The sequence below is a fragment of the Streptomyces sp. NPDC050610 genome (assembly GCF_040654875.1).
Taxonomy (GTDB): Bacteria; Actinomycetota; Actinomycetes; order Streptomycetales; family Streptomycetaceae; genus Streptomyces.
Genome location: NZ_JBFAIV010000005.1, coordinates 40,973 through 63,585, shown reverse-complemented (window position 1 = coordinate 63,585; position 22,613 = coordinate 40,973). Strand labels below are relative to the sequence as shown.

19 protein-coding genes and 1 pseudogene are annotated in these 22,613 nt (G+C 73.2%); 14 read left to right on the top strand and 6 right to left on the bottom strand.

What is annotated here, in order from left to right; translation table 11 throughout:
* Positions 1–365 precede the first annotated feature (365 nt).
* Positions 366–1,043: a nuclease-related domain-containing protein gene (locus AB0I22_RS08160; RefSeq protein ID WP_363129841.1), complete on the bottom strand. Its 678-nt coding sequence runs from the start codon at positions 1,041–1,043 to the stop codon at positions 366–368.
* Positions 1,044–1,781: 738 nt separating this feature from the next.
* Here AB0I22_RS08160 and AB0I22_RS08155 point away from each other — a divergent pair.
* The 5 genes from AB0I22_RS08155 (at position 1,782) to AB0I22_RS08135 (ending at position 8,580) form a co-directional block, all read left to right on the top strand.
* Complete coding sequence (locus AB0I22_RS08155; protein WP_363130091.1) at positions 1,782–3,224, top strand: DUF692 domain-containing protein; 1,443 nt, start codon at positions 1,782–1,784, stop codon at positions 3,222–3,224.
* Between the two features lie 487 nt (positions 3,225–3,711).
* A complete protein-coding gene (locus AB0I22_RS08150) occupies positions 3,712–4,506 on the top strand; it encodes a DUF4142 domain-containing protein (RefSeq protein ID WP_363129840.1) in 795 nt (264 codons plus the stop codon).
* 6 nt (positions 4,507–4,512) lie between these two features.
* Positions 4,513–5,754, top strand: a complete 1,242-nt coding sequence (locus AB0I22_RS08145) for a DUF1996 domain-containing protein (RefSeq protein ID WP_363129839.1) — start codon at positions 4,513–4,515, stop codon at positions 5,752–5,754.
* 235 nt (positions 5,755–5,989) lie between these two features.
* Complete coding sequence (locus AB0I22_RS08140; protein ID WP_363129838.1) at positions 5,990–6,889, top strand: TIGR04222 domain-containing membrane protein; 900 nt, start codon at positions 5,990–5,992, stop codon at positions 6,887–6,889.
* A gap of 125 nt (positions 6,890–7,014) precedes the next feature.
* Positions 7,015–8,580, top strand: a complete 1,566-nt coding sequence (locus AB0I22_RS08135) for an alpha/beta hydrolase (protein ID WP_363129837.1) — start codon at positions 7,015–7,017, stop codon at positions 8,578–8,580.
* Between the two features lie 135 nt (positions 8,581–8,715).
* Here AB0I22_RS08135 and hemQ read toward each other — a convergent pair whose 3' ends face one another.
* From hemQ to AB0I22_RS08115, 4 genes and pseudogenes are all read right to left on the bottom strand, one after another.
* Positions 8,716–9,432: a hydrogen peroxide-dependent heme synthase gene (hemQ, locus tag AB0I22_RS08130; protein ID WP_363129836.1), complete on the bottom strand. Its 717-nt coding sequence runs from the start codon at positions 9,430–9,432 to the stop codon at positions 8,716–8,718.
* A gap of 10 nt (positions 9,433–9,442) precedes the next feature.
* Positions 9,443–10,912 carry a protoporphyrinogen oxidase gene (gene hemG / locus AB0I22_RS08125; protein WP_363129835.1) on the bottom strand — a complete coding sequence of 490 codons (1,470 nt, stop codon included), beginning with the start codon at positions 10,910–10,912 and terminating at the stop codon, positions 9,443–9,445.
* A gap of 243 nt (positions 10,913–11,155) precedes the next feature.
* Positions 11,156–12,037 (bottom strand): D-alanyl-D-alanine carboxypeptidase, encoded by an 882-nt coding sequence (locus tag AB0I22_RS08120; protein ID WP_363129834.1) that lies wholly within the window; start codon positions 12,035–12,037, stop codon positions 11,156–11,158.
* Positions 12,038–12,340: 303 nt separating this feature from the next.
* Positions 12,341–12,478 (bottom strand): annotated as a pseudogene (locus AB0I22_RS08115) (TetR/AcrR family transcriptional regulator); the annotation flags it as partial.
* Between the two features lie 222 nt (positions 12,479–12,700).
* Between AB0I22_RS08115 and AB0I22_RS08110 the strand changes: the two are divergent.
* The 4 genes from AB0I22_RS08110 (at position 12,701) to AB0I22_RS08095 (ending at position 16,885) form a co-directional block, all read left to right on the top strand.
* Positions 12,701–13,906 carry a thiolase family protein gene (locus AB0I22_RS08110; protein ID WP_363129833.1) on the top strand — a complete coding sequence of 402 codons (1,206 nt, stop codon included), beginning with the start codon at positions 12,701–12,703 and terminating at the stop codon, positions 13,904–13,906.
* A gap of 22 nt (positions 13,907–13,928) precedes the next feature.
* Positions 13,929–14,726 carry a protocatechuate 3,4-dioxygenase subunit beta gene (pcaH, locus tag AB0I22_RS08105; RefSeq protein ID WP_363129832.1) on the top strand — a complete coding sequence of 266 codons (798 nt, stop codon included), beginning with the start codon at positions 13,929–13,931 and terminating at the stop codon, positions 14,724–14,726.
* The gene (gene pcaG / locus AB0I22_RS08100; protein ID WP_363129831.1) at positions 14,723–15,355 is read left to right on the top strand and encodes a protocatechuate 3,4-dioxygenase subunit alpha; all 633 of its coding nucleotides are present in this window, start codon (positions 14,723–14,725) and stop codon (positions 15,353–15,355) included. The genes pcaH and pcaG overlap by 4 nt, the downstream gene beginning before the upstream one ends.
* Before the next feature lie 114 nt (positions 15,356–15,469).
* On the top strand, positions 15,470–16,885 hold the full coding sequence (locus AB0I22_RS08095) for an FAD-dependent oxidoreductase (protein ID WP_363129830.1): 1,416 nt from the start codon (positions 15,470–15,472) through the stop codon (positions 16,883–16,885).
* A gap of 41 nt (positions 16,886–16,926) precedes the next feature.
* Here AB0I22_RS08095 and hemE read toward each other — a convergent pair whose 3' ends face one another.
* Positions 16,927–18,027: a uroporphyrinogen decarboxylase gene (gene hemE / locus AB0I22_RS08090; RefSeq protein WP_363129829.1), complete on the bottom strand. Its 1,101-nt coding sequence runs from the start codon at positions 18,025–18,027 to the stop codon at positions 16,927–16,929.
* Positions 18,028–18,117: 90 nt separating this feature from the next.
* Here hemE and AB0I22_RS08085 point away from each other — a divergent pair, with 90 nt between their 5' ends.
* From AB0I22_RS08085 to AB0I22_RS08065, 5 genes are all read left to right on the top strand, one after another.
* Entirely contained in the window at positions 18,118–18,756 is a 639-nt protein-coding gene (locus tag AB0I22_RS08085; protein ID WP_363129828.1) for a DUF3000 domain-containing protein, read from the top strand.
* A 160-nt stretch (positions 18,757–18,916) separates the two neighbouring features.
* A complete protein-coding gene (locus tag AB0I22_RS08080; RefSeq protein WP_363129827.1) occupies positions 18,917–19,582 on the top strand; it encodes a response regulator transcription factor in 666 nt (221 codons plus the stop codon).
* Between the two features lie 75 nt (positions 19,583–19,657).
* Positions 19,658–20,935, top strand: coding sequence for a ribonuclease D (locus AB0I22_RS08075; protein ID WP_363129826.1), 1,278 nt, complete (start codon positions 19,658–19,660; stop codon positions 20,933–20,935).
* A gap of 577 nt (positions 20,936–21,512) precedes the next feature.
* Positions 21,513–21,671 carry a hypothetical protein gene (locus tag AB0I22_RS08070; RefSeq protein WP_363129825.1) on the top strand — a complete coding sequence of 53 codons (159 nt, stop codon included), beginning with the start codon at positions 21,513–21,515 and terminating at the stop codon, positions 21,669–21,671.
* Entirely contained in the window at positions 21,668–22,579 is a 912-nt protein-coding gene (locus tag AB0I22_RS08065) for a hypothetical protein (RefSeq protein ID WP_363129824.1), read from the top strand. The genes AB0I22_RS08070 and AB0I22_RS08065 overlap by 4 nt, the downstream gene beginning before the upstream one ends.
* The last annotated feature ends 34 nt before the right edge of the window (positions 22,580–22,613 follow it).

The following is a 22,613-nucleotide window of genomic DNA, read 5'->3' as shown; positions in this document are numbered from 1 at the left end:
GACGCCAGGCGCCGGTTCGACGCGTAGCAGCCGGCCGTGGCGAGGCCGGTTCGAGCGGGGCGCGACAGGCGCGGAGGCCCGGTAACGCGGTGGCACGGTGGCACCCGGCCCGCTGTGTTGTCCTCGGCACGGGCGAACCGTCCCCGCCACGGCGGGGCGGCGGCGCGGCGAACTCGCGTGCCTGGCGGGATCGGCCACCCCGACCCTAAGCAACGCGAGGGCGCCGAACGCCCGTCCGAGGTCCGCCACGACCAGAATTCGCCCCCGCTTCACCGCTCCGTCGGCCGGGAGGCTCTGAGCGGACCGTTCTCCTCCCCCTGCACCCCCTCCCGGTCCCGCTTTACCGCCGTTCCACCGCCCGGCCGTCACACCTTCAGCCACGTCCGACGGTTGCGGGCGACCGTATAGACACGCTCGACGCGCTCCGGGTGGAGCACCCCGCCCAGTTCGCCGAGCCGGGCCACGTCCCGCTCCCGCAGCACCCGTATCCCACGCGGTGCGGAAGCCGCCTCGACCCGGGCCGCCGCCACGAGCACGAGCACGGGCCGTACCTCGGGCTCGAAGCCGCAGCCGCGCGCCAGCGCGAACCCCGCGCGGGCCGCCTCGCGCCGCGCCGCCCGGAGATACGGACGCGGCTGCCGCTCCCGTCCCACCCGCACCCCGTCGTCGCTCACCCGGACCACGGCCCGGCGGAGCAGCTGGGACTGAACGCAGAACACCCCTCCAGGGCCGATCAGCAGGTGGTCGATGTCCGTCTCCCCCAGCAGGGGTATGGAGTGCACCACCCGCCAGCCGCCGGCTGTCAGCTCCTCCAGCGCGGCCCCGACGAACTGCTCGCCCTCCAGGCTGCGCCGCCAGGCGTCCTCCTGCGGATGGCGGCCGAGCAGGCGCGCCGCCATGAGGTGCCCGGGGCCGGCACGGGACGCGTCGAGCCGGGCCCGCAACGCCTCCCCGGGCCGGTTCGGCGCAAGATCGTCATCGGGTGCCAGGAACAACCGCTCGGGGTCGTCCCCCTTCCACGGCACGCTCCACACATCGCCCACCCGCCAATGGCAGCAGCAGCGTGCCGCTCGGGACAAGCGTCTGCGGGAATTTCGGCAGAAGTGCGGGAACCAGCCCAAACGCCCACCCGTTGGACGAGATGAGACCCCGCACCATCCCCCCGGCTGCGGGGTCTCACCAACCCGGGCGCGACGCCCACCGCTCCCCCCGGCGTACGCCCCACCCCACAGCCCGGCGCACCACCCCGTGCACGCACCGCCTCGCCGCCCGGCGCACGGCTCCTCGCATCGCCCGGCAAACACACCCCGCGCCCCCATCGCCTCCGCCCGGCCCGCAGCGCGCCCATCACTCGCCGCGCGCTCCGCCCCGCCGTCCGGCACACAGCCCCTCGCGAGCTCCTCGCCCTCCGCGCTCTCCGCCCCGCCGCCCGACTCCCCACAGCTCCCGCCGCAGCTCTCGGCGAACAACCCCGCACGCCACTCGCCTCCGCCCGACACACAGCTCCCCCTTACGCTCGGTGCCCGGTCGCCCGTTCCCACGCCGCCCGGCACGCGGCGTCCCCGTCCACCCGGCGGACGGCCTCCCGTCGCCCGGTGCGCGCCACGCGCCCCACCGTCCAACGCCCGCCACGCGCCCCGCGCCGAAAGCTCAAATCGGCCTCTGAATCCTCCCGCCGGCGGGTTGCCCGCCCGGCCACGGGCACATGACCTTCGCAGACGACGGGCTGACGCGCGGAACGCGAAGGCGACCGGGTGGAGCACGAGCGCGAGGGGGACCGGGTGGAGCGCCTTGGGACGGGGATCGGTTGGCGGCCGGAGATCGCCGAGGGCATCGCTCGGCTGCCCGGTGTCGACTGGGTCGAGGTGGTGGCGGAGAACATCTGCCCGCGCGCACTTCCCGACGCCCTGCGGGCGCTGCGGGAACGCGGTACGACCGTCGTCCCGCACGGCGTCTCGCTCGGCCTCGGCGGGGCGGAGCGCCCGGACGCGGGGCGGCTCGCCGCGCTCGCCGAGCGGGCCGAGGCGCTGGACGCGCCGCTGGTCACGGAGCACATAGCGTTCGTACGGAGCGGAGGACAGGCTGCCGCAGGGCTGGAGGCCGGGCACCTGTTGCCCGTGCCGCGTACGCGCGACGCGCTCGACGTGCTGTGCGAGAACGTCCGGATCGCCCAGGACGCCCTGCCCGTGCCCTTGGCGCTGGAGAACATCGCCGCCCTCGTCAACTGGCCGGACGAGGAAATGACGGAAGGGAAGTTCCTGGCCGAGTTGGTGGCCCGGACGGGCGTACGGCTGCTCATCGACGTCGCCAACCTGCACACCAACCACATCAACCGCGACGAGGACCCGGCCACGGCCCTCGACGAACTCCCGCTGGAGGCCATCGCCTACGTGCACGTGGCGGGCGGCGTCGAACGCGACGGCGTCTGGCACGACACCCACGCCCACCCCGTGACCCGCCCGGTCCTCGACGTCCTCGCCGAACTCCGGTCGCGCACCGACCCGCCCGGCGTCCTCCTCGAACGCGACGACAACTTCCCCACCACGGACGGACTCGCGGCCGAACTGGCGGAGATACGCGCGGTGCTCGCGGCCCCCCGCGTACGCGCGGCCTCCGACGGCCCCGCGCCAAGGACAGCGGCCGTACGCCCGTACGCGCCCGCTCCACAGCGGCGGTTCACGGCCGGGCGCGGCGGCGACACCGGGCCCGCGCGCCGGCGGCTCGCCGCGGCCCAGACCGCCCTGCTGTCCGCGCTGGTCGCCGGCGGGCCCGTACCGGCGGGTTTCGACGGAGAACGGCTGCGGGTGCAGTCGAAGGCGCTGGCGGCGAAGCGGGCCGACGTGGTGGCGAAGGCCGCGCCCGAGCTGCCAGACATCCTGGGCGACGGCTACCGGCCCGCGTTTCTCCGCTACGCGCGGACCCGCCCCATGACCGGCGGCTTCCGTCGCGACGCGCTCTCCTTCGCCGAGCATCTGCTGACCTCGGACCACGACGGGCCGCAGGATCGCGCGGTACGGCGGGAGTTGGACCACTGGTGGCGTCACCGCTCCGGGCCCGCCCCGCTCCCGTCCGGACGAACGACCCGACTGGCCACCCAGCTGACCGACCGGTTCACAGATCGGCTCACAGGCCGGCTCACGGATCGGCTCACGGGTCGACTCACAGACCGCCTGACAAGCCGGCTGCGGCGAACCGCCGCACACCGCGCGCCGCAAGCGCACTGACCGGCGCCGGCCGCCGCCCCCCGACCTGCCCAACCGACGGGCCGGCCAGCGGTCCATCCAGCGGCTCAGCCGACAAGGCGATCCGCAGACCGGCCCACAGCCCGACCCACAGCCCGACCGACAGTCCGTGCCGCAGCCCGACCGACAGCTCCGCTGACGGGCCGACTCACAGACCAGCGGACGGACCGACTGCGGCGAACCACCGCGCGCCTCCTCCCGCGAGCAGGACGACGACCGGCACAGACCCCGCCCCCAACCCACTCCCTCCAGCACCGGAAAACCGGCCAATGTAGCAACCGCTCCGCCCCACAAGAGCGCCCTTCGCCCAGCAGTGACGCGGCACACACCTGCCCGTCGGCCAACTGTTTCGGCCCCAACTCCCAGGCGGGGGCCGTGATCCGCGCCCCGCGTCCCCGACCGGGTTCGCCGAAAAAGCCGGACGATCAACGCGTAACGCATACCGTGCGGTGCCGCACCAGGAGGCACCATGCGATCCCTCACCGGCACCGGACTGGTCGTCGCCGCGCTGGCGGCGACCGTGGCCGCGCTGCTCTTCCCCATCTGGTCGTACCGCGACCGCCTCGGCACCGGGGCCGCCGACCTGACCGCCGGCTCCATGGCCACGCGGTACGGCCCGCTCTCCCCGCTCGACCGCGACTTCGTCGACCGGGTGCGGCTGGCCGGGCTCTGGGAGCTGCCCGCCGGGCAGCAGGCCGAGGAGCGCGGCACCACGGCCGCCGTCCGCCGCGCGGGCGAACACCTCGTGACGGGCCACACCGCGCTCGACAACCATGTGCGCCAAGTGGCCGACCAGTTGGGCCTCGACCTGCCCAACCAGCCCAACGCCCAGCAGCGGGGCTGGCTGACGCGGCTCGGCGCCGCGCGCGGCGGTACGTACGACCGCGAGTTCGCCAACATCCTGCGGCTCGCCCACGGCAAGGTCTTCACGGTCGTCGCCCAGGTGCGGGCCACCACTCGCAACTCCCTCGTACGCGGTCTCGCCGACGACGCGAACGCGACCGTCCTGGACCACATCGGGGTCCTGGAGGACACCGGCCTGGTCGACTTCGACGCCATCGCCGGACAGACCCTGAGCTCCGCGCCGCCGCCCACCGACCGGCCCACGTCGGCCCGTACGCCCTCCACGCCTACGGCCCCCGCCCCCGCGAATTCCGCCGCTCCGAATTCCGCCCCTCCGAATTCCGACATGCCGTCCCCCTCCCCCACCTATTCCCTGCCACCCGCTGTCACCCGCCCCGAGCAGTCGCCCGAGGAGAAGTGAGCCCCCATGCCCGCCAGTCACCGCCGCCGTCTCGGCGCCACACACCTCATCGTCATCGCCCTCATCGCGCTGTTCGGCTCGGCAGGTACCTTCCTCGCCGTCACCGACAACGCCTCCGCAGGCACCACTCCCCCCGCCAACGACCGAGCCTCTCTCTCACCGACATCACCCAGCGTGACATCCCCCACTGACAATGCCCCTCCGGACCGGAGCGACGGCCAGGCCGACGGCCGCGATCAAGGCCGCGATCAAGGCCAGGCACAGGGGCGGGACCAGGATCGGGAACCGGGCCGGGGCCAGGACCAGAGCCAGGAGCAGAACCGAGATCCGGGCCAGGATCAGAGCCGGCGAAAGGGGCAGGGCTCGGACCAGAGCCACCAGCACGCCGGTCCAGCCGACTCCGACTTCGCCGACATCCGCGGCGTCCGGCCCAACGTCCGGACCCCTCGGGACCAGCGCTCCGCATCCACCGGCAGTTTCACCAGCCGGTGCGGGCGCAACGAGGAAGGCCACCGCAACCCCGACAACTTCATCGTCACGCCCGGCGTCCGCAACGGCGCCCACCACCTGCACGACTACGTCGGCAACCGCTCCACCGACGCCTTCTCCACCGACGCCTCGCTGAGCGCCGCGGGCACCACCTGCGACCGCGGCGACAAGTCCACGTACTTCTGGCCCGTACTGCGCGACCTCACCGGCGGCGCCGACACGGGCCAGGACGGCAACGTCGGCCGCGTCCTGACCCCGACCTCCGTCAGCCTCGCCTTCCGCGGCAGCCCCGCCGCCAAGGTCACCGCGATGCCGAAGGCGCTGCGCACGATCACCGGTGACGCGAAGGCGTTCACCAACGGCACCGCCAACGCCCGCGCGCAGTGGACCTGCACCGGCTTCACCGACCGCGTGCTGACCGACAAGTACCCGCTGTGCCCGCGCGGCAGCCAGGTCGTACGCCGGCTCGACTTCCCCAGCTGCTGGGACGGCAAGAACACCGACAGCGCCGACCACCGCGCCCATCTCGCCTTCCCGGGCAAGGCCACGGGCCGCTGCCAGAACGGTTTCCGTGCCGTGCCGCAGCTCCGCATGACGCTCACCTACAAGGTGCCGCAGGGGCCGAACTTCGCGGTCGACAGCTTCCCGGAACAGCTCCGCAAGCCGGTCACCGATCACGCGGACTTCGCGAACTTCATGTCCGGCGCGCTGATGGACTCGGCCGTACGCTGCATCAACTCCGGCCGCCGCTGCGGCTGACCGCGATTCACCGAGCCCCCGCCACGGCCGCCACCACGGCCCCGCCCGGGCCACCACCACGGCCGCCGCTCCGACTGCCCCCAGCGGCCCCCGGCGGCCCCGCTCCAACTACCTCCAACGGCCGTCGCGACCGCCCCCAATCGCCGTCGCGGCGGCCCGCCCCGCCTGAGACAACGATCCCAATTCCTGTTCGACCATGGCGCATTAGCCCGGTCATCGAGTAAAAAAGGCCGTCATGTGGGTTCTCTTCCTGCTTGTCGCCTGGGGTGCGGCGTTTCTCACCTGCGCCCGTCTGTGTCTTTTGGCGTCCGCCACCGCCCAGGCCCCGGGCTCCGCCACGGAGCCCGGAGATGACTCCGGGGCCTGGGCGCTGACCTTGTACGAGGCCGCTTTCCTGGCCGGCGGGCCGCACCGGGTCACGGATCTGGCGCTCGTGTCGATGTCCCGGCAGCGGCGGCTGCTGCTCGCGCACACCGGCTGGGCGACCGTCGTCGACCCGGTGGGCCGCGACGACATGGAACGGTCCGTGATCACGGCGATCGGCCCCGAGGGGCAGTCGCGCGTACCGGCCATAAGGACGGCGCTCACCGCCGCCGACTCGGTGCTGGCGCTGGCCGAGCGGCTCACCGCGGCCGGGCTGGCGGTGAGCCCGGCGGACCGTACGAACGTGTCCTCGGCGATCCGCCAGGTGCGGGGCGCGTCCGCGCTGGTGGTGTGCACCGCGGTCGCGGCGCTGCTGATCGTGCCGCCGCAGTCGGGCACGGCCCCGGTCGCGGCCTGGTTCGCGCTGCCCCTGGTGCTGACGGTCGGCTGTCTGGCCATCGCCCGTTACGAGATCCGGCCGTACACCCACTGGGCCTCGCCGGCCGGGGCCCGCGTGCTCGGCCGGATGGACGTACCCAAGGCCAGGGGTACCAGGGCCAGGGGTACCAAGGCCAGGGGTACCAAGGCCAGGGACGCCGGAGCGGTAGACGCCAGAGCGGGGGAAGTCGGCGCCGAGAGCGCCGCCCGCGAGGACGACGCGGCGGGCGACCGGTCGTTCCTCACCGCGCTGGCCGTACGCGGCCGTGCCGCGCTCGCCGATCCGCAGCTGCGCGCCGCGCTCGCCGAGAACCTCCGGGGCCCTCACCACTGAGCGCCCGGCCCCGCCGCCCTCGGCGGTTCGGGGGCATCGGGGCCGACACCCGGCCCCAGTGCTTTACTTCGCCGCACACCGACCCGAATATCCCTTTTGTCAGATAATGCGCGAAGGGACGGTCAGTGAGAGCAGCAGCCCTGTACGGCACCGTGGGATCGTTGATCCTCTCCGCACTCGCCGCCGCCCCGGCCGGCGGAGCCGCCACCGCGCCCCCGGACGGCGTCGCCCAGGCGCGCGGCGTCGCGGTCGCCGCCCGGCAGGCCGCGGCGCGCGGCATCTCCTTCGGCCGCTGCGCGCCCGTGGAGAAGCTGCCCGCAGCCGTCCAGTGCGGCACGGTCTCCGTGCCGCTCGACTACGCCCGACCCGACGGCCGGCGCATCGACCTCACCGTCAGCCGCGCCCGCGCCACCGGCCGCCCGGCCGAGCGCCAGGGCTCGCTGATCTTCAACCCCGGCGGGCCGGGCGGCTCCGGCATGGTCTATCCGACGCTCAAGGACAGCCCGGCCTGGCGCAAGGCGGCGCGGGCGTACGACCTCGTGGGCTACGCGCCGCGCGGCGTCGGCCGCTCCGCCCCGATCTCCTGCCAGGACCCGGCGGAGTTCGCCAAGGCCCCCACCCAGTCCCCGCGCCACCCCTCGGACGCCTTCAAACGGCACAAGGCCGCCCAGGCCCGCGCGTACGCCCAGGGGTGCGCGCGCCGCGCCGGGGCCGCGCTGCCGCACTTCACCAGCCTCAACAACGCCCGCGACCTCGACGTGCTGCGGGCGGCGCTCGGCGACGCGAAGCTCAACTTCGTGGGGGCGTCCTACGGGACGTACTTCGGCGCCCTGTACGCCACCCTCTTCCCCGGCCATGTGCGGCGCGTCGTCTTCGACAGCGTCGTCGACCCGGACCCGCGGCAGATCTGGTACCGCAGCAACCTCGACCAGGCCCCCGCCTTCGAGGCCCGCTGGGCCGACTGGAGCCGCTGGGCGGCCCGGCACGACCGGCACTACCGGCTCGGCCGCACGCCGGAACGGGTGCGCGCCGCGTACGACAGGGTCCACGAGCGGCTGGCGCGCGAACCGGCGGGCGGCACGGTCGGCCCGGCCCAGCTCCAGGCCGCCTTCCTCAACGTCGGCTACAACGACGCCTTCTGGGCCTCCCGGGCCCACGCCCTCGCCGCGTACCTGCGCGGCGACCCCAAGCCGCTCATCGCCGCCGCCGCGCCCGACCCCGCGACCGCGCGGGCCGACGAGAACGAGAACGCCGTCTACACGGCCGTCGAGTGCAACGACGCGAGCTGGCCGCGCGACTGGCGCGTCTGGGACCGGGACAACACCCGGCTCGCCCGCCGCGCACCCTTCGAGACGTGGGACAACGCGTGGATGAACCTGCCCTGCGCGTACTGGCCCGCTCACCAGCAGCGCGCCGTGGACGTCGGGGTGAAGGGCGGCGCGGAGCTGCCGCCGACGCTGCTGCTCGCCGCCGAGCGGGACGCCGCGACGCCCTACCCGGGGGCGCTGGAACTCCAGCGCCGGCTGCCCGGTTCGGCGCTGGTCACCGAGCGGGCGGCGGGTACGCACGGCATCGGCGGCGGCCCGAACCAGTGCGTCAACCGCCACCTGGAGACCTATCTGCTCACCGGAAAGACCCCGGCGCGGCGCGCCTACTGCGCACCGCGCCCGGAGCCGAAACCCGTCCCCTGAGGGCGGGCCGTCGGGCCATCTGGCGTCCCCTGAGGGAAGCCGCAAGGCCGTCCAGCGTCCTCTGAGGACGAGCCATCAGGCCATCCGGCGTCCCCTGGGGACCAAGCCATCAGGCCCGTCCCCTGAGGTCGCCGGTCAGGCCAGACCGGCGACCAGCTCGGCCACCGGCTTGCGGCGGCCGGTGTAGAAGGGCACCTCTTCGCGTACGTGCAGACGGGCCTCGGACCCGCGCAGGTGGCGCATCAGGTCGACGATGCGGTACAGCTCGTCGGCCTCGAAGGCGAGCATCCACTCGTAGTCGCCGAGGGAGAACGCCGGGACGGTGTTGGCGCGGACGTCCGGGAAGCCGCGGGCCATCTTGCCGTGGTCCGCGAGCATGCGGCGGCGGTCCTCGTCGGGCAGCAGGTACCAGTCGTAGCTGCGCACGAAGGGGTACACGCTGACGTACGCGCGGGGCTCCTCGTCGGCGAGGAACGCCGGGATGTGCGACTTGTTGAACTCGGCGGGGCGGTGCAGCGCCATGTTCGACCACACCGGCTCCAGGGCGCGCCCCAGCTTCGTGCGCCGGAAGAGGTTGTACGCCTCCTGGAGGGCGTCCGAGGTCTCCGCGTGCCACCAGATCATGATGTCCGCGTCGGCCCGCAGCCCGGACACGTCGTACGTGCCGCGCACGGTGACGTCCTTGGCGGCGAGCTGCGCGAACAGCTCGTCCACCTCGTCCGCGTAGCCGGTGCGGTCCTCGGGCAGGACGTCGCGCAGCTTGAAGACCGACCACAGGGTGTAGCGGATGACCTCGTTGAGGTCCTTGGCCTTCTTGCCGGCGTTCGGGGTCTTGTCAGGTTCAGCAGTCATGTCCCTATTCTCACTCGCTGCCCTGGGCGGCGGTCGGCAGGGTGGCGAGCAGTTCGTCGGCGGCCCGGTGGGCGCTGGAGACGCAGGCCGGAATGCCCACGCCGTCGTAGACCGCGCCGCAGACGCGCAGGCCGGGGAGGGTCGCGACGTGCTCGCGGACGCGGGCCACGCGGCCGAGGTGGCCGACCGGGTACTGCGGCAGTCCGCTGTCCCACCGGGTGACGCTGCTCTCCAGGGGGGCGGCCGAGAGGCCCACCGCCTCGCCGAGGTCCGCGAGCGACATCCCTACCAGCTCGGAATCCTCGCGCTTCAGATCCTCCTCGTCCTCAAACCGCCCGATCGAGGTGCGCAGCACGAAGACATCGGGGTCCGCGTCGGCGATCCAGCCCCACTTGCGGCTCGCGAAGGTGGACGCCTTGATCTTGTGCCCGTCGACGGGCGGCACCAGGAAGCCGCTGCCGTCGGGGAGCATGCTCGTGTCGGAGCGGCGGAAGGCCATGGTGACCAGCGCCATGGAGGCGTACTCGACGGCGGCGAGCTCCGCGGCGGCGGCCGGGGACGCGTCGGCGAGCAGCGCGGACGCGGCGGGCGCGGGGGTGGCGAGCACGATGGCGTCGGCCTCCAGCACGCTGCCGCCGGTCCCGCCACTGCTGCCGTCGCTGCCGCTGCCTCCGATGACGACCGTCCAGCCGGTCGCGGTGCGGGTGAGCCGGCTCACGGGCGCGTCGGTGCGGATGTCCGCGCCCTGGGCCCGTACGGTCTCGGCGACGGCCAGGGGCAGCCGCCCGATGCCGCCGTCGATGCCCATGAACACCGGGCCCGGGACCCCGTCCGGCTGCTTGGCGGCGGCGCGCGCCTGGATCTCCCGTACGCCCTCGGTCAGGGAGCGGTGGGCGCGGGCGGCCTCGAAGAGCTGAGGGACCGCCGCGCGCATGGAGATCCGGTAGGCGTCGCCCGCGTACACGCCGCCCAGCAGCGGCTCGACGAGACGGTCCACGACCTCGCGGCCGAGCCGCCGCGCCACGTACTCGCCGACGGCGACGTCCTCGCCGACCTCCGTACGGGCCAGCTCGCCGTCCTCGGCGATGCGCACGAGCCCCTCGTCCGAGATGACGCCGGACGCGGCGAGCGGCGCGAGGTCGCCGGGCACGCCCATGACGTGCCCCTTGGGCATGGGCCGCAGGCCGCCGCGGGTCCACAGGGCGGCGCTCGCCGTGGCCGGCGGCTGGAGCCGGTCGCCGAGTCCGGCCGCGCGGGCCAGTTCGACGCCTTCGGGCCGGCGCGCGAGCATCGACTCGGCGCCGAGGTCCACGGGGACGCCCGCGATCTCGCCCGCGCGCAGCTTGCCGCCGAGCCGGCCGGAGGCTTCGAGCACGGTCACCCGCGCACCGCCCGCCAGGAGCCGATGGGCTGCCGCCAGCCCGGAGATGCCGCCGCCGATGACGATCACATGGCCCGTGGGCGTGTGCGCTGTGCTCATGGGCCCACTCTCTCAAACGGTCATTTCGCACATCGAACGAGTCCCCGCCATAGCGGACGGGCCCCCGGCATGACCGCTCCTCGGCTCCGCCCGCCTCCCCTCATCTCCCTTCATCTCCCTTCATCTCCCCTCATCTCCGCCCGCCTCCGCCCGTCTCCGCCCATGGCGAAGGGGCGGGGGCCGCCTGTAAGCGGAACCCCCGCCCCTTCGCCGTGGGACGGACTCCTGGAAAGCGGCGGCGGGCTACTTCTTGAAGCCGTAGTCCATGAGCTTCTTCGCATCCGCCGTGCGGTTGGCCACGGAGGAGGAGGTCAGGACGGTGCCGATGACCGTCTTGCCGCCCCGGGTGGCGGCGAAGACCAGGCAGTACTTGGCCTCGGGGCCGGAGCCGGTCTTGACGCCGATGGTGCCCGAGTAGCCGCCGAGCAGGTTGTTGGTGTTGGACCACGACATGTAGCGGTAGCCGCCGTTGGCCATGGTGACCTTCTGCTTGGTCGACTTCGTCTTCACGACCGTGCGGAAGGTGGAGTACTTCATCGCGTTGGAGGCGAGCTTCGTCAGGTCGCGCGGCGTCGAGTAGTTGGAGCCGCCGCCGATGCCGTCGAACGAGTCGAAGTGCGTGTTCTTCAACCCGAGGCTCTTGGCGGTGGCGTTCATCTTGCCGATGAACGACTTCACGCGCGCGGGCCGGGTGGACCCGCTGCCGAACTTGTCGGCGAGCGCGTACGCCGCGTCGCAGCCGGACGGCAGCATCAGCCCGTACAGCAGCTGGCCGACGGTGACCTTGTCGCCGACGATCAGCCGGGCCGACGAGGCGTTCTTCGAGACGATGTAGTCGCTGTACGCCTTGTCGATCCTGACCTTGGCGTTCAAGTTGAGGTTCTTCTGCCCGAGCACCACCCGCGCCGTCATGATCTTGGTGGTCGAGCCGGTGGACCGGCGGGTGTCCGCGGCTTTGCCGAAAAGCGCCTTCCCGTTGCCGTTGTTCATCACGAAGCCGCCCTTGGCGACGATCGTGGGTGTGGCGATTCTGGCGGCGGCCTGCGCCGGAGCGGCGAGCGCTCCGGTGGCGGCCACGGCCCCCGCGGTGACGGCGACCGCCGACACGCGACGCACGTTCTTCATGCCGATCATCAAGGTGAACACTCCAAATACCCCTGACCTACAGTCATATGAGGGTACTGCCGTCTTGTAGGGCCTCTGCGCGCGGAACGAACTCCCGGTGCACCCCTCACATTTCCCGGCGCACCTGCCACACCAACCAGCACACCCTTCACACTTCTCGGCGCGCTCCTCAGCCCTCTCGGCGCGCTTCTCACGCTTCTCGCCCCAAGCCGCACGGCCGCGGTGGCGGGCGCGAGACGCTCATGGGTCTATGGGCGCCGGCCGGCAACTGGGCCGACCGCCGAGCGTCATGACCCCGGCGCGGCGGCCGCGGCAGAGGTCGACACGCTGCCGCGCGCCGTGGCGGCAGGCTGCGGCAAGGAGTTCGTCAACAGTGCCGAAGTGGCAGAAGGCGAGCGCCTCATTGACGCCCGCCCCGGCGGCGACAGACCGTACGGCCGTAGAACCACAGGCGCCATTGACAGCTCTCCGCACGGGGCCGAGACTCGGCACGAGCCGATCATGAACAAAGATTCACTGGGCGAACACCGAACCCAACGGACAACCGGCAACCGGCAACCGGCAACCGGCAGCGGACAACCGGCAAGCGATAGCCGACACCGGACCGGGCGAACATCGAACGCGCCGCCCGCCCCGGGCGGCGGGAAGGGACCCGAAGACCCCATGGCAGCCTCTCCCGCCGCCGGCGTCCGCGACGTCTACATCGTCGACGCCGTCCGCACCCCCGTCGGCAAGTACGGCGGCGCGCTCTCCTCCGTGCGCCCCGACGATCTCGCGGCGCACGTCGTACGGTCGCTCGTGGACCGCTCCCCCGCCCTCGACCCGGCCCGCGTGGACGACGTGGTGTTCGGCAACGCCAACGGCGCGGGCGAGGAGAACCGGAACGTCGCACGGATGGCGGTGCTGCTCGCCGGGCTCCCCGTCACCGTGCCCGGCGCGACCGTCAACCGGCTGTGTGCCTCGGGGCTGGAAGCCGTCGTGCAGGCGTACCGGGCCATCGCGCTCGGCGACGCGTCGGTGGCCGTCGCGGGCGGCGTGGAGTCGATGAGCCGCGCCCCCTGGGTGCTCCAGAAGCCGGAGCGCGCCTTCCCCGCGGGCAACCAGCAGCTGTACTCGACGACCCTGGGGTGGCGGATGACCAACCCGGACATGCCGCCCCAGTGGACGGTCTCGCTCGGCGAGGGCGCCGAGCTGATCGCCGACAAGCACGGCATCACCCGCGACCAGCAGGACGCCTTCGCGTTCGCCAGCCACGAGAAGGCGGCGCGGGCCTGGCGGGAGGGCGCGTACGACGCCGAGGCCGTGGCGGTGCCCGGCGTGGACCTCGGCCGTGACGAGACGATCCGCGACGCCACGTCGCCGGCGTCGCTCGCCAAGCTGAAGCCCGTGTTCCGCCCGGACGGCGGTACGGTCACCGCCGGCAACTCCTCCCCTCTCAGCGACGGCGCCGCCGCCCTGTTGCTCACGGACGAGGAGGGGCTGCGGACGGTGGGCCGCGAGCCGCTCGCGCGCGTACGGGCCTCCGCCGTCACCGGAATCGAACCGCACCACTTCGGCCTCGGCCCGGTGGAGGCCGTCCAGCGGGCCCTCGCCAAGGCGGGCCGGTCCTTCGCGGACCTCGCCGCCTTCGAGCTCAACGAGGCGTTCGCCGCCCAGGCGCTGGGCTGCTTCGCCGAATGGCCGGACCTCGACCCGGCCGTCGTCAACCCGCGCGGCGGCGCCATCGCCATCGGCCATCCGCTCGGCTGCTCCGGCGCGCGCCTGGCGGGTTCGGTCGCCCACCAGCTGGCCGCGGCGGGCTCGGGCACCGGTGTGGCGGCACTGTGCATCGGGGTAGGGCAAGGGCAGGCACTCGTACTGGAACGGTGACCACCAAGGGAGTTGACCGCAGATGGCGATACCCGCAGCCGCCCGGGGCGGGGCCGACCGGCAGCGCTCCGAGGGCGACGAGGCGCGGCCGGCGCACTTACCGAGGGGCCCGCGCCCGGCCCCGTACGACGATCCCGCCGGCCCCGACGGCCCCAATGGCACCGCCCCGTACGCGGGCGCGCCCGAACGCCACCCCCGCAGGCCCCTGGCCCCCGTCCGGCTCGACCCCGACGACGTCGAGCTGACCGGCCCCGTCTTCGGCGCCGCCGACGTCGACGCCCTCGACTCCGACCTCACCCGGCAGCACGGCGGCGAGCCGATCGGCGAGCGCATCACCGTCTCCGGCCGGGTCACGGACCGCCGCGGCCGGCCGGTGCGGGGCCAGCTGGTGGAGATCTGGCAGGCGAACGCCGCCGGCCGGTACGCCAACCAGCTCGACCGCCACCCGGCCCCGCTCGACCCCAACTTCACCGGCGTCGGCCGCTGCCTGACGGACGACGAGGGCGGCTACGGTTTCACGACGGTCAGGCCGGGCGCCTACCCCGAGGGAATCCAGCCCAATGTGTGGCGCCCCGCCCATGTGCACTTCTCGCTCTTCGGCGCGGCCTTCACCCAGCGCCTGATCACCCAGATGTACTTCCCCGGCGACCCGCTCCTCGCCTACGACGGGCTCTGGCGGTCGGCCGTCGACGCGGGCGTCGAACGCCGCCTCGTCGCCGCGTACGACCCCGCCCTGTCCGTGTCCGGCACCTCCCTCGGCTACCGCTGGGACATCGTCCTCGACGGCCCGTCCGCCACCTGGACCGAGGCCCGCCGATGACCCCGCTGGAGCCGACGCCTGCCCAGACGCTGGGCCCGTTCTACGGACACGCGCTGCCCTTCCCGCGCGGCGGCGACGTCGCCCCGGCCGGGCACCCGGACACGATCACCGTCCACGGCCACCTCTACGACGGCACGGGCGCGACGGTCCCCGACGCGCTCGTGGAGTTCTGGCAGGCCGGGCCGTCCGGCTCGCTCGCCGGGGCGCCCGGCACCCTGCGCCGCGACCGGGCGAGCGGTATGCCGCTGGGCCGCGACGGGGCGGAGTTCACCGGCTTCGCGCGGGTGGCGGCCGACGGCGGCGGCCACTTCGCGCTGCGCACCCTCGCGCCGGGCCCGACCGCCCGGCGCACCGCGCCGCATCTCGCCGTCTGCGTCCTGGCCCGGGGCCTCTTCGGCCCGCTGCACACGCGCCTGTACCTGCCCTCGCCCCGGCTCGCCGCCGACCCGCTGCTCGCGTCCCTGCCGCCCGAGCGGGCCGCGACGCTCATCGCCGTCCCCGAGACCGGCGACCGGGCCCGGCACCACAGCTACCGCTTCGACATCCGGCTCCAGGGCGGCGGCGAGAGCGACCGGGCGGGCGAGGAGACCGTCTTCCTCGACTTCCGGCACCCCGGCAACCCTCTCTGAGCGGCCCGGACCGTCGCCTCACGCGCCCGTCCTCTCCGGCCGGCGGCCGGACAAGGCTTAGCGTGACCGTACGTACCGTACGTACGGCCCGTACCGGCGAAAGGAACCGACTCCATGGCGGCGCAGCGACTGGTGGTCATCGGGGGCGACGCGGCGGGCATGTCCGCGGCCTCCCAGGCGCGCAGGCTCCGGGGGCCGGACGAGTTGGAGATCACCGCCTTCGAGCGCGGCCACTTCACCTCGTACTCGGCCTGCGGCATCCCCTACTGGGTGGGCGGCGAGGTCGACGGCCCCGACGCGCTGATCGCCCGCTCCCCCGAGGCGCATCGCGAGCGTGACATCGATCTGCGGATGCGCACCGAGGTGACGGAGATCGACGTGGCGGGCCGGCGGGTCCGGGTCCGCGACGTCGACGCGGACGCGGACGCGGCGGCGGGCGGCGACGAGCGCTGGCACGGCTACGACAAGCTGGTGATCGCCACGGGCGCGCGGCCGGTGCGCCCGCCGCTGCCGGGCATCGACGCGCCGGGCGTGCACGGCGTGCAGACCCTTGACGACGGTCAGGCGCTGCTGGACACCCTCGGCGCGCTGGAGAAGACGGAGGGCCGCCGCGCGGTGGTCGTCGGCGCGGGCTACATCGGTGTGGAGATGGCCGAGGCGCTGATCCACCGCGGCTACGCGGTGACGGTCCTCAACCGCGACGAGCAGCCGATGCCGACGCTCGATCCGGACATGGGCGCGCTGGTGCACGAGGCGATGTGCGGGCTGGGCATCGAGACGGTGCGGGGCGCGGCGGTCACCAAGATCCTCACCGGTGAGGACGGCCGCGTACGGGCGGTGGCGACGGAGGACGAGGAGTACCCGGCGGACCTGGTGGTCCTCGGCCTCGGGGTGCGCCCCGAGACCGGGCTGGCGCGCGCGGCCGGGCTGCCGCTGGGCCCCTCGGGCGGGCTGCTGACCGATCTGTCGATGCGGGTGCGCGGCCACGAGGACATCTGGGCGGGCGGCGACTGCGTGGAGGTCTGGGACCTGGTCGCGGGCCGCGCCCGGCACATCGCACTGGGGACGCACGCCAACAAGCACGGCCAGGTCATCGGCGCGAATGTGGGCGGCGGCTACGCGACGTTCCCGGGTGTGGTCGGCACGGCGGTCTCCAAGGTGTGCGATCTGGAGATCGCGCGTACGGGCCTGCTGGAGGCGCAGGCCACGGCCGTCGGGTTGCAGTTCGTGAGCGTCACGATCGAGTCGACGAGCCGGGCGGGCTACTACCCGGGCGCGCGGCCGATGCACGTGAAGATGCTCGCGGAGCGCCGTACGGGCCGGCTGCTCGGCGTGCAGATCGTCGGCCGGGAGGGGGCGGGCAAGCGCGTGGACATCGCGGCGGTCGCGCTCACCGCGCGGATGACGGTGGAGCAGATGACCGCGCTCGACCTCGGGTACGCGCCGCCGTTCTCGCCCGTGTGGGACCCGGTGCTCGTCGCCGCCCGCAAGGCGACGGCGGCGGTCGCGGCGGACGTACGGGCGTCCTGAGACCCGCCCGCGGCCCGCCGCTCACCGCTTGGGGCGCGGGGTCAGCGACCCGCGGTGTGCTCGTGCACGTACTCGACGACGGCGGTCAGCGCGCCGGGATCGGTGTTCGGGGGCACGCCGTGGCCGAGGTTGAAGATGTGGCCGTCGAGGCCGCGGGCGGCGTCGAGCACCTCGCTCGTCTTGGCCTCGACGGCCGCGCGCGGCGCGAAGAGCACGGCGGGGTCGAGGTTGCCCTGGAGCGCCTTGCCGGGGCCCACGCGCCGCCGTGCCTCGTCCATGGGCACTCGCCAGTCGACGCCGACGACGTCCGCGCCCGCCTCGCCCATGAGGCCGAGGAGCTCGCCGGTGCCGACGCCGAAGTGGATGCGCGGCACGCCGTACCCGGCGACGGCGTCGAAGACCTTGGCGGAGGCGGGCATGACGGAGCGGCGGTAGTCGGCGGGGGCGAGCGCCCCGACCCAGGAGTCGAAGAGCTGCACGGCCGAGGCGCCAGCCTCGATCTGCACCTTGAGGAAGGCCGCGGTGATGTCGGCGAGGCGGTCCAGCAGGTCGGCCCAGAGCTCGGGGTCGCCGTACATGAGCGCCTTGGTGTGCTCGTGGTTGCGGGAGGGGCCGCCCTCCACGAGGTAGCTGGCGAGGGTGAAGGGCGCGCCCGCGAAGCCGATGAGGGGCGTCGCGCCCAGCTCGCCGGTGAGCGCCGAGACGGCCTCGGTCACGTACCGCACGTCGTCCGGTTCGAGCGGGCGCAGCCGGGCCAGGTCGGCGCGGGTGCGGATCGGCTGTTCGACGACGGGCCCGACGCCGGGCTTGATGTCGAGGTCGATGCCGATGGCCTTGAGCGGTACGACGATGTCGCTGAAGTAGATGGCGGCGTCCACGCCGTGCCGGCGGACCGGCTGCAGGGTGATCTCGGTGACGAGGTCGGGGCGCATGCAGGAGTCGAGCATCGCGATGCCCTCGCGGAGCTTGCGGTACTCGGGCAGCGAGCGGCCCGCCTGCCGCATGAACCAGACCGGGGTGTGCGGTACGGGCTCGCGCCGGCAGGCCCGCAGAAAGGCGGAATCCTGGACGGATTCCCGAGCGGAAGGCGCCGCGTCGCGGCCGGTCTGCTGCTGGCCTTCCGGCCTCTGGGACGCACTCATGCACCAAATCTTCGCACGGGCCGAACGAGTGACCCGCCCATCGGGTGTCCCTCCCCGGAAGAAGAGCTCGTTCCGCCTAGTCTTCCGGGCATGGCTGCGGCGCAGGGACACCTCTCGGAAGGTCCGGACGGCGCGGACGGGGAGAGCTCCCCGACCGCTTTCCGGCAGGCGGTTGCCGGGCTGCAAGGAGTGCGGCTCAGGCCGGAGATCGAAATCGATCCGACACCACCGCCCCAACGGCTCGCGCCTTATTCGTACGCGCTGGAGGCGGCGGTCGTCGTGGAAGAGGAGGAGCTGGCCGACGGCCGGCTGATCCTGCTGCACGATCCGAACGGCCACGAGTCGTGGCACGGGACCTTCCGGCTGGTGACGATCCTTCAGGCGGACCTGGAGCCGGAGATGGCGGACGATCCGCTGCTGCCGGAGGTGTGCTGGTCGTGGCTGACGGGCGCGCTGGAGGCGCGGCGGGTGCCCTACGGGGCGCCGGGCGGCACGGTGACGCGGGCGGGCTCGCACTATTTCGGGGGGCTGGCGGACCGGGAGCCGTCGACGCGGATCGAGATCCGGGCGTCGTGGTCGCCGGTGGCCGTGGACGGGGTGCCGGACACGGCGGCGCACCTGGCCGCGTGGTGCGATCTGCTCTGCCAGATCGCGGGGCTGCCGCCGGGGGGCCCGGTGGACGCCGGGGTGGTCTCGCTGCCGCAGCGGCGCGGACCGCAAGGACGATGATCGATCAACCGTCCGATTTGCCCGAATTGTTACTCATCAATTCGTGATCATTCTCTAAAGCCGGGCCAGGTTGCTGCCGAAGGACCTTGTGACCGTTCCAAGCGATCACTCCGGCTTATCCCCAAGCCGGCGCCGTCCCACCACTCCCCCAGGAGGCCTGGTGTCTGTTCTTCTAGAGCAACCTTCGAGCCTGGTCGCCTACCGCCCGAACAAGCCGACGGCCATGGTCGTCGTGGCCGACCCCCGAGTCCGCTCCACCGTCACCCGCCACCTGTGGGCGCTCGGTGTGCGCGACGTCATCGAGGCGTCGTCCATCGCGGAGGCCCGCCCCCGCGTCGGCAACCCCCGCGACATCTGCGTCGCCGACGTCCACCTCCCCGACGGCTCCGGTCTCACCCTGCTCTCCGAGACCCGCGCCGCGGGCTGGCCCAACGGGCTGGCGCTCTCCGCCGCCGACGACATCGGGGCCGTGCGCAACGCGCTCGCCGGCGGCGTCAAGGGCTACGTAGTCACCGGCACCCGCACCAACATCGGGGTCCCCGGCCGCCCCGGCCACCCCCCGATCGGCTCCGCCGCGGCGGCCCGCATGCACCGCCGCCCGCCCGGCGCCCCCGGCCACCCCGGCGGCTACCGCGAGCTCTCCGGCCGCGAGGTCGAGGTCTTGAGGCTGGTGGCGGAGGGCCAGTCCAACAAGGCCATCGGCGTCTCGATGGGCCTGTCCGCACTCACCGTCAAGAGCCACCTCGCCCGCATCGCCCGCAAGCTCGGCACCGGCGACCGGGCCGGAATGGTCGCCGTCGCGCTGCGCACCGGCATCATCCACTGACCCGCCCCGCCCAGCGCGCCCGCCGACGGAACGTTCCGTCGGCGGGCGCTTCCTATACACAGATACCCTTGACCGGTGACCGACGCCCAAGAGACCGCAGAAGAAATGACACTGCGAACCACCGGGGGCGCTCCCCCGGACGACGTCGATTCGGCGCCGATTCCCTTGTTGGAGCCACGCGAGGGCATGCCCCCCGTCGTGGCCGACGCCGACGCGCTGGCAGCCGTCGTCGCCGCCTTCTCGGCGGCCACCGGCCCGCTCGCCGTCGACGCCGAGCGCGCCTCCGGCTACCGCTACGGACAGCGCGCCTACCTCGTCCAGCTGCGCCGCGAGGGCGCGGGCACCGCACTCATCGACCCGGTCGGCTGCCCCGACCTCAGCGCCCTCGGCGCGGCCGTCGCCGACGCCGAGTGGATCCTGCACGCCGCCACCCAGGACCTCCCCTGCCTCCGCGAAATAGGCATGACGCCGACGCGGCTCTTCGACACGGAGCTCGCGGGTCGGCTCGCCGGATTCGCCCGGGTCGGACTCGGCGCGATGGTCGAGAACGTACTCGGCTACGCCCTGGAGAAGGGGCACTCCGCCGTCGACTGGTCGACCCGGCCGCTGCCCGACCCGTGGCTGCGCTACGCCGCGCTGGACGTGGAGCTGCTGGTCGACCTGCGCGACGCGCTGGAGGAGGAGCTGCGGCGGCAGGGGAAGCTGGAGTGGGCGCACCAGGAGTTCGCGGCCATCGCCGCCGCGCCGCCCGCACCGCCGCGCAAGGACCCCTGGCGCCGCACCTCCGGGATGCACAAGGTGCGCCGGCGGCGGCAGATGGCCGTGGTGCGCGAGCTGTGGACCACGCGCGACCAGATCGCACAGCGCCGCGACGTCTCGCCGGGCAAGGTGCTCGGCGACAGCGCGATCATCGAGGCCGCGCTGGGCACCCCGCCCAACGCCCACGCCCTCGCGGCACTGCCCGGCTTCGGCCACCGGATGGGCCGCAAGCAGCTCGAACAGTGGCAAGCGGCCATCGACCGGGCGCGCGCCCTGCCGGACACCGAGCTGCCACAGCCCGGCCAGGCCCTGACCGGCCCCCCGCCGCCGCGCGCCTGGGCCGACAAGGACCCGGTCGCCGCCGCCCGGCTCTCGGCAGCCCGCACGGGCGTCTCGGACCTCGCCGAGCGTCTGAACCTGCCGCAGGAGAACCTAATCACCCCGGACACCGTGCGACGGCTGTGCTGGGAACCCCCGGCCGATCCGACGCCGGACGCGGTCGCCGACGTCCTCGCGGGCCACGGCGCACGCCCCTGGCAGATCGAGCAGGTCACCCCCGTGCTCACCGAAGCGCTACGGGCCGGGGTGGAGTGACCACCGCCGCCCCACGCACCCCCGCCCGCCGGTCCGCCTGGCGGGCGGGGGTCTGAACTCGGCGTAGGTCGCCCCGTCACTCGGTCTTGTGCCTCAGCTGATCTTTGTGCCTCCGCCCCCGGGAACGGCAGGCCATGGTGGAAGAAGTTTCACGACGAGTACGGGCCGATCGTCGACCGGGTTAAGAAGTCCGCAGGCATCGTCAAGGACGGCTTGGCGAGCATCCACACGGCGATGATCGACATAGATGACCGACATAGCGGACAGGCACGTGAAAAACGATGCCCTGGTCGGATCGATGTTCAGCAAGATGCCGTCGGCGGCCCCTGGAGACCCGCACCGCCCGGGGCACCACGGGTGAGTGCCAGTGACAAGGCCCGGGAGATCGTCACCGCCGTCACTGGAATCGAATGACCTGCGGCCGACGTCGATAAATTGCGGGACATCGCAGACGCCTGGCGCACGTTCGCCGACGACATGGAAGACATCGCCGCAGCGGCCAACAGGGCGGCGCAGACGCTGATCCACGACACCTCGGGCGAGACAATCGCCGGCGCCGTCATCGTCGCCGGGCATCGTGAAGCTCGACAGAAACGAGTACGCCGCCCTGCAGCAGGTGGCCAAAGCCAAAGGGGACATCAGCGCCGCACCGCAGCTGACCAGGAACCCGCGTTTCACCAACAATCCAGGCATCGTCGAGAAAGCCCTGGCCATCTACAACGGGACGTATTCGTGACATACAACCTCCTCACCGTCGACGCCGTCAGTCCCGAGACCATGGCCGTCGCTCTTGCCGGTTGCCTCGGTATCGCCGCAGGAGATGTGGAGGTGGCAGATCCGGACGGCGATCCCGACCTCCGGAACTGGGATGCGCCCGTCTCGTGCGAATACCGGGCGGTCCATGGTGACGTCGCGTGGTCGCTGGACATCTACGTCCAGGACGAGGCGGCTGATCAGCCACTTGAGCCCGAAGTCGCCGCGAGGTTCGCGAAGGCCACCGCGACGACCGTTCTGTTCCCCGCCGAGGAAGCCCCTCCGAGTGCCTATTGGGCGGTGACGCCGGAAGGGCTTCTCACGCGTGCCCGGCTCGAACTCTCCGACGAGGAGCCCCCTCTCCACGAAATCACCGCCGTCGAGGCAGCGGTGCCTCAGCTGCCCAAGGCGGTCGTGACGAGATTCGCCGAGATCGTGCGGGAGCAGAAGCCGGCGACCCCGGTGGCCGAAGCGTTCGCGGCGACGGTGGAGCAAGTGCGACAGGCCGCCTCGGGCCTGGCGCGGTATTCCCTCGATGACGGCATCGGCAGTCCCATCTGGTCCGCGAAGGACAACTTGACCGTATGGGAGCGGTTCGTGCGGCAACTGGAATCCGGCTGGGCGCCGTCGGGGTGGTATCCCGCCGACCTCTATCGAGAACGGCTGGAAGCCCGCGACGAGCTCGCCGGCATCGGCGCCCGGCTGCCCCATGAGGTGGCCGAGCCGCTCGGCAAGGCCCTGACCGAATTGGACAGCCGATTCGCCGCGGCGACAGAGGAGGACCTGTCGGGGAGTCTCCGCAGAGAGCTGTCAGGCCCCTCCGCGGATCAGGCCGCGGTCGGCTGGTGGTGGCGTCGCCGCCCGGAGCCCGTGCCCTGGCGACTGCCCTGACGCCCGCGAATTGGGTTCATCACTGATGCACCCG